General features: G+C 45.4%; 8 protein-coding genes. 1 reads left to right on the top strand and 7 read right to left on the bottom strand.

Annotated features, from left to right (window positions below; all coding sequences use genetic code 11):
• The coding region (locus HPS56_RS13235; RefSeq protein WP_216655807.1) for a hypothetical protein at window positions 1–230 on the top strand (230 nt) is incomplete at its 5' end.
• Between the two features lie 211 nt (window positions 231–441).
• On the opposite strand, the gene HPS56_RS13015 is transcribed toward HPS56_RS13235, so the two are convergent.
• From HPS56_RS13015 to HPS56_RS12985, 7 genes are all read right to left on the bottom strand, one after another.
• Entirely contained in the window at window positions 442–1,803 is a 1,362-nt protein-coding gene (locus HPS56_RS13015) for a TrpB-like pyridoxal phosphate-dependent enzyme (protein ID WP_172277527.1), read from the bottom strand.
• A 154-nt stretch (window positions 1,804–1,957) separates the two neighbouring features.
• Window positions 1,958–2,581, bottom strand: a complete 624-nt coding sequence (locus tag HPS56_RS13010) for a Rieske (2Fe-2S) protein (RefSeq protein WP_172277524.1) — start codon at window positions 2,579–2,581, stop codon at window positions 1,958–1,960.
• 40 nt (window positions 2,582–2,621) lie between these two features.
• Window positions 2,622–3,962, bottom strand: a complete 1,341-nt coding sequence (gene argH, locus HPS56_RS13005) for an argininosuccinate lyase (RefSeq protein WP_172277521.1) — start codon at window positions 3,960–3,962, stop codon at window positions 2,622–2,624.
• Window positions 3,963–4,085: 123 nt separating this feature from the next.
• Complete coding sequence (locus HPS56_RS13000) at window positions 4,086–4,499, bottom strand: SRPBCC family protein (RefSeq protein ID WP_172277518.1); 414 nt, start codon at window positions 4,497–4,499, stop codon at window positions 4,086–4,088.
• 9 nt (window positions 4,500–4,508) lie between these two features.
• The gene (gene pyrE / locus HPS56_RS12995; protein WP_172277517.1) at window positions 4,509–5,141 is read right to left on the bottom strand and encodes an orotate phosphoribosyltransferase; all 633 of its coding nucleotides are present in this window, start codon (window positions 5,139–5,141) and stop codon (window positions 4,509–4,511) included.
• An 82-nt stretch (window positions 5,142–5,223) separates the two neighbouring features.
• The gene (locus HPS56_RS12990) at window positions 5,224–5,949 is read right to left on the bottom strand and encodes a ComF family protein (protein WP_172277514.1); all 726 of its coding nucleotides are present in this window, start codon (window positions 5,947–5,949) and stop codon (window positions 5,224–5,226) included.
• Window positions 5,946–6,425, bottom strand: coding sequence for a regulatory protein RecX (locus HPS56_RS12985; RefSeq protein WP_172277511.1), 480 nt, complete (start codon window positions 6,423–6,425; stop codon window positions 5,946–5,948). Before HPS56_RS12985 ends, HPS56_RS12990 begins: the two co-directional genes overlap by 4 nt.

Genomic DNA, 6,425 nt, shown 5'->3' with positions numbered 1-6,425 from the left:
CCGCCCCTTCAATGAATGATGGCACATATTATACAAACCATGGTACATTTATACCATTGCAGATTCGGAATATTCCACATACCCATCCTTTCTCTCCCCTTCGGGGAGTTGGAGGGGCTGTCTGGCATGTGCAAAGGCACGTGTCTACTTTGGGTATTGGAGGCTTGGACGCAGGAGTGTTGGGGCGTTCTTCCAAAACCATGGGGACATCGCTTTGTGATGTGTATTGAGGAGGGTAAAGCAAAATAATGCTTTCTTAAAAATTACTCATAAAGAACAAAAAATGAATTATGGATAGTTAAATAGGTGAAAATATACTATTTGATTATCCATAGTTCATTTTTTATTTCATTTAAATGTTCATTAGTATTAAATCCGGTTGGTCGGATTTGATACCTATATGAATATTATTGATGATAGATCTTATTATTTCGGTTAGTGTCAAGCTTTATATAGCCCTTCTGTATTACGTATGATTTCTTCATCACTGATGGTATAGTTCTGAAGGTCACCGTCAATATATCTGTCGTATGATGGCATGTCTATCAGACCATGTCCGGAGAGGTTGAAGAGGATTGTTTTCCGCTTGCCTTCTTCCCTGCATTTTTTTGCTTCTCGTATTGTCGCGGCTATTGCGTGGCAACTTTCCGGTGCGGGTATTATTCCTTCAGTGCGGGCAAAAAGTATTCCAGCGTCGAATGATTCGAGTTGCGGGATATCTGTGCCGTGCATCATCTTATCTTTTATAAGTTGGCTGACAATAGTTCCTGCTCCATGGTATCGTAGTCCTCCGGCATGTATGTTTGCCGGTTTGAATCCATGTCCGAGTGTGAACATGGGCAGTAGCGGGGTATATCCGGCTTCGTCACCGAAATCATAACGGAAGACCCCCCGTGTGAGTTTAGGACAGCTGGCCGGTTCCGCAGCAATGAACTCCGTGTTTCTTCCATCATTTATATTATGGCGCATGAACGGGAAGGCAATGCCTCCGAAGTTTGAACCTCCTCCGAAGCATGCTATGACGATATCGGGATATTCACCCGCCATTTCCATTTGTTTTTCAGCCTCCAGTCCTATTATTGTCTGATGTAGGGTGACATGGCTTAATACCGAACCGAGTGCATATTTGCATCCTGGTGTGATGGTGGCAAGTTCCACGGCCTCTGAGATAGCCGTGCCGAGAGAACCTGGATGTGTAGGGTCAAGCGTGAGTATGTTTTTTCCTGCGCGTGTTGACATTGACGGAGAACCTGTTACTGCGGCTCCGAAAGTACGCATTATTGAGCTTCTGTATGGTTTTTGTTGCATGGTTATCTTAACCTGGTATACAGCAGCCTCAAGGCCAAAGACTTTTGCTGCATAAGATAATGCCGCCCCCCATTGTCCGGCTCCTGTTTCTGTTGTAACATTTGTGGTTCCTTCCTGTTTGCAGTAATAGCACTGCGGCAGTGCCGAGTTTATCTTATGGCTTCCTAACGGGTTTACACTTTCATTCTTGAAATATATGTGTGCGGGAGTGTCGAGGGCCTTTTCCAGTGCGTATGCTCTCACAAGTGGTGTCGAACGGTAATATCTGTATTTTTCCATTACCTCTTCTGGAATGTCTATCCATCTGTTTTGTGTGTCAAGTTCCTGTCGGCTGCATTCCGCAGCAAAGACCCTGCTCAGTTCTTCTGCTGTCATGGGCTGTTTTGTTTCCGGATTCAACGGTGGCAGCGGTTTGTTTTTCATGTCTGCCTGTATGTTGTACCAATGGGTCGGTATCCGGCTTTCTTCGAGGATGAATTTCTTTTGATTCTTCATTGTTTTTATTATTCTTTTAAATTAAGGTTTACAAAGTTATACTATTTTTGTGATTATCTTGTCTTTATGTCGTTATTTTTGTGATAAATGTTTGTGTTTTGTATATATAATGCGGATTTTACTTCTTTGTATTGTTATCGGCTGTATATTCCGCTTATTTGTTTGACACGTATATAACAGGGAAAACGTTTTCCATGTATACTTTCACGCGGTATTCTTTAAGACGCATGCTTTCGTTCGTTGTCGCTCCGGAAATACATGTGCCGTTGGTAAGTTCGTATATCCTGTTGCATACGGAGCATTTCACTTTTTGTCCGTTGTCGATGAATGCAAGGGGATAATCTACTCCACTTTTTGTGTCGAGGCAATAAGGGCATTGTGCGTCATACGCCCGTTGTTCGCTGAATGAAGTGCATCCGATTATTATAGAGCGGTTTGCCCCCATGTTGGTATAGTCAAACCGGCGTTCTTTTTCAGTAGTAAGTTTGATTGTTTCCGGTTTGTTGTCATATCCATGGGCAACCGTAAGTTGAGTAATGCCGTTTACTTGTCTGGATGTGACGATGACGAACAGGCCGGGATTGTTGAGAATCTTTGCTAGGTCACTTGTCTGATGGTATTCGGTAAAGAAAGTGAAGCTGCACGGATAATCCCTGCTGAACCTGTTTTCATCCTTGCTGCATGATATCATGCAAAAAAGAAATATCATGCAGGCGAGAGCCTGCATATATTTCTTTATGATTCTGTTTATGTAAACGGTGTTGTTTGCCATTTTCATATATAGTGTTTATCCTTCTGTCTTATATAGTGTTTATCCTTCAGTCTTCAAGAAGTCTTTTTTCAGCCTCTTCCATACTGTCGAAATGGAATCCTTCCATGGTGGTTTCCATGAGAGCCTGTATTTTTTCGTTCATTAGGTTTCCGATGCTGCCTTCGTGTGTGTGTCTGATATGTTTGTCAGGAGTGAAACGTCCCGCTTCAATGTCGAGACCTACCTTTTTGTAGGCATCGCGGAACGGCATTCCTTCTGCGGCCAGACGGTTCACTTCCTCTACAGAGAACATCAAGTCGTAAGTACAGCTGTCGAGTATATGTTCGTTCACTTCCATTCTCTCTATGATGTATCCGGTCATTTTCAGACAGTCTTTCAGTTCGTCGAATGCCGGTATGAATACCTCTTTTATTATTTGCAGGTCGCGGAAATACCCTACAGGCAGGTTGTTCATTATCAGCATTATCTGTTGCGGCAGGCTTTGCAGCTTGTTGCTTTTTGCCCGTATGAGTTCGAATACGTCCGGATTCTTTTTGTGTGGCATTATTGAACTTCCTGTAGTGCACTCGTCCGGCAGTCTGACGAACGCGAAATTCTGCGAGTTAAACATACATGCGTCGAATGCCAGTTTTGCAATGGTTCCTGCTATGGTTGCCATGGCAAATGCAACGTTGCGTTCCGTTTTTCCACGTCCCATCTGTGCGTATACCACGTTGTAGTCCATTGTGTCGAATCCCAACAGCGATGTTGTCATAGTGCGGTTCAGCGGGAATGACGAGCCGTATCCTGCCGCCGAGCCGAGAGGGTTGCGGTTTGTCATCCGATATGCAGCCTGCAGGAAGAGCATGTCATCGGCAAGACTTTCGGCATACGCTCCGAACCACAGGCCGAAAGAGCTGGGCATGGCTACTTGCAGATGGGTGTATCCCGGCATCAGCACATCCTTGTGTCTGTCGCTTTTCCGTATCAGAGTGTCGAAAAGGGCCTTTGTAAGTATGGCAATGTCTTTCAGCTCATGCCTTGTGAACAGTTTCAGGTCTACCAGCACCTGGTCGTTGCGTGAGCGTCCGCTGTGTATCTTCTTTCCGATGTCTCCGAGTTTACGTGTGAGCATCAGTTCCACTTGGGAGTGTACGTCCTCTATTCCATCTTCGATTACGAATTGCTCTTTTTCGCATACGGCATATATGTGCTTCAGTTCGCGGAGCAGCAGTTTAAGTTCATCATCCGTTATCAGTCCGATGCTTTCGAGCATCGTTATATGCGCCATAGAACCGAGTACGTCGTATTTGGCCAGATGGAGGTCAAGTTCCCTGTCGCGTCCGACAGTAAACCGTTCTATTTCCTTGTTGATTTCAAAATTCTTTTCCCAGAGTTTTTTTGCCATAATATATAAAAGCCAGGATGTTTTTGTTTAGTGTGTCTGTTCTAATAATAAAACCGGAAGAGAAACCCGTTCTCCTTTGTAAAGGACGTTTCTTGCGTTTGTGGTTTCTCTTCCGCGTATTTTTTAGTATTTTGCGCATGCCAGCGCATCGGCTATTTTCTCGAGTCCTTCCTGCAGCGGTTTAGACACCATTCCCTTGATGAACATGTTCAGTTCGGCCTCAAGGGTGAGCTTTATTTTGCTTGTCGTTTCTGTTACAGGCAGAATCTGCACCCAAAGATAGAACGGTACCGGTGATTGTTCCGTTGCAAACTTTATGCATTTAGGCTCTTCTCTGTCAATTATTCTCAGGCGTATTTCCCCTACAGGCGATGATACGGAAATGCTGTCGCGGTCGAAAGTCACGTCTTTTATCTTGTCTTCTGGAATCTGTCCGCGCACCTTTTCAAGGTTTGACAGGTCGCTGACGGTGTCGTATACGGCCTGTTGCGGTGCGGCAACCTGCTTTATACCGCTTTCAAATCTGCTTTTGCTCATATCCTTCCGTTATTTCCTCCATTCGGAAGGGTTCTTTCTCCATTCATCGATGGCCGGAATATCCTCCTGTCTGATATAGTTTGTTTCGCGTGCATATTCGATCACGTTCTCATAGTCAGTGAGAGTGATAAGCGGTACGCCGGCATCTTCGAATGCTTTTTCTGCAACGGGGAATCCGTAGGTGTATGATGCCACCATTCCTATGACGTTGCTTCCGTTCTTGCGCAGAGCCTCCACGGCCTTCAGGCTGCTGCCTCCTGTCGATATGAGGTCTTCCACCACTACAACTTTCGCATCTTCCTTTAGTTCGCCCTCGATAAGGTTTGCCAATCCGTGGTCTTTTGGCTTGCTGCGTACATATACGAAGGGCAGGTTAAGCTCATCCGCCACAAGAGCGCCTTGTGCTATTGCTCCTGTTGCCACTCCGGCGATGGCCTCAACTTCAGGGAATTTCTCGAGTATGGTCCGGCAGAGCTCCAATTTTACGAAGTTACGCAATTCCGGGTATGACAGAGCCTTGCGGTTGTCGCAGTAGAATGGTGAGAGCCATCCGGAAGCCCATGTGAAAGGCTGTTCCGGCTGTATTTTTATAGCCTTGATGTCAAGCAGCTTTGCTGCGAAAATCTTTTTAATGGAGTCCATGTTGAATCTTGTTATATGTTAATATACTTTGCAAAGTTAAATAAAGTTTGCCGAAGTCATATTATATAAAGGTTAAAAGTGCTTAATCGGATATTCCGTGCAAGATGACGGTGCTGAGTGTAAGTACGCTTATCTTCACTCCCTGTGCCTTTGCCATTTCATTGCCGCATGATGTTACGGTAGACCCTGTTGTGAACACATCGTCTACGAGAAGGACATGCCGTCCTTTGATCATATCAGGATTCTTCATTCGGAATACTTTCTCGACGTTCCTCGTCCTCTCGTTATGTGTAAGCTGTGTCTGCGATATGCTGAATGAAACCCTTTCCACTGCTTTCGTGCATACAGGGATGCCTGTAATCCTGCTTATGCCGTTTGCGAAGAGCTCGCTTTGATTGTATCCGCGCTGTTTCCTTCTTTTCCTTGCCAGAGGCACAGGCACAATCAAGTCTATTCCGTTAAAGAAACCGCTTCCTTCGATCTGTGCGGCAACAATTTTTCCCATTGCCGTGCACAAATTCTTTTTTCCGTGGTATTTCATGTCATATATAGTCTGGCTTATGTGGCCTTTCGGTATGTATACGAACATTGATACCGCTTTCTCTATATTCATTTTCCCCCACAACATTCTGGCAACCCTGTTGTCGTAGGGTGTGTTCTCATAGAATGTGCGTTCCGTATGGCGGAAGCATGTGAAGCATATCCCTTCCTCGTTTACGGTTAGTCTCTTTCCGCATACCGGACACAGGCGGGGCAGTATGATGTCGAGTATGGAGCGCAGCGCATTTCCGAGCCTTCCTGTCATCATTCTCCGAAATCTTCTTCGGGAATATCCCCGTGTAGACATTCCTTTATCTGTGGCATGGTGAATCCCCTGCCGAGTGCGAACCGTATAAGTTTCGTATTCATTTCATATTCATTTTCCGTCTTTATGCTTTTCCTCTTGTTTTTTATCAGTGGCCGCAGCACATCCATATATTCCTTCTCGTCAATCCCCGCGAGAGTCTCCCTGCGTATCTCTTCGTCTATGTGTTTTGCCCACATCGCCTGATCCACCTTCCGGCTTCCCCATTTGTTGTACCTTATCTTGTCGATGGCAAACACCCGTGCGAATCTGCGGTCGTCTATGAATTTGTTGTCAATGAGATATTTCATTATTCCGGCCTGCTCTTCCGGTCCGAGTCCCCATCGTCTCATCTTCTCTTCCATTTCGTAGGAGCAGTGCTCGGCCTGTGAGCACAGTGACGTGAGGCGCAGCAAGGCCTCTCTCTCAGTAAGTTCCAT

Source organism: Xylanibacter muris (assembly GCF_013166605.1).
Classification (GTDB): domain Bacteria; phylum Bacteroidota; class Bacteroidia; order Bacteroidales; family Bacteroidaceae; genus Prevotella; species Prevotella muris.
The sequence above is the reverse complement of the archived record's forward strand: the minus strand, read 5'-3'. Positions and strand labels throughout refer to the sequence as shown.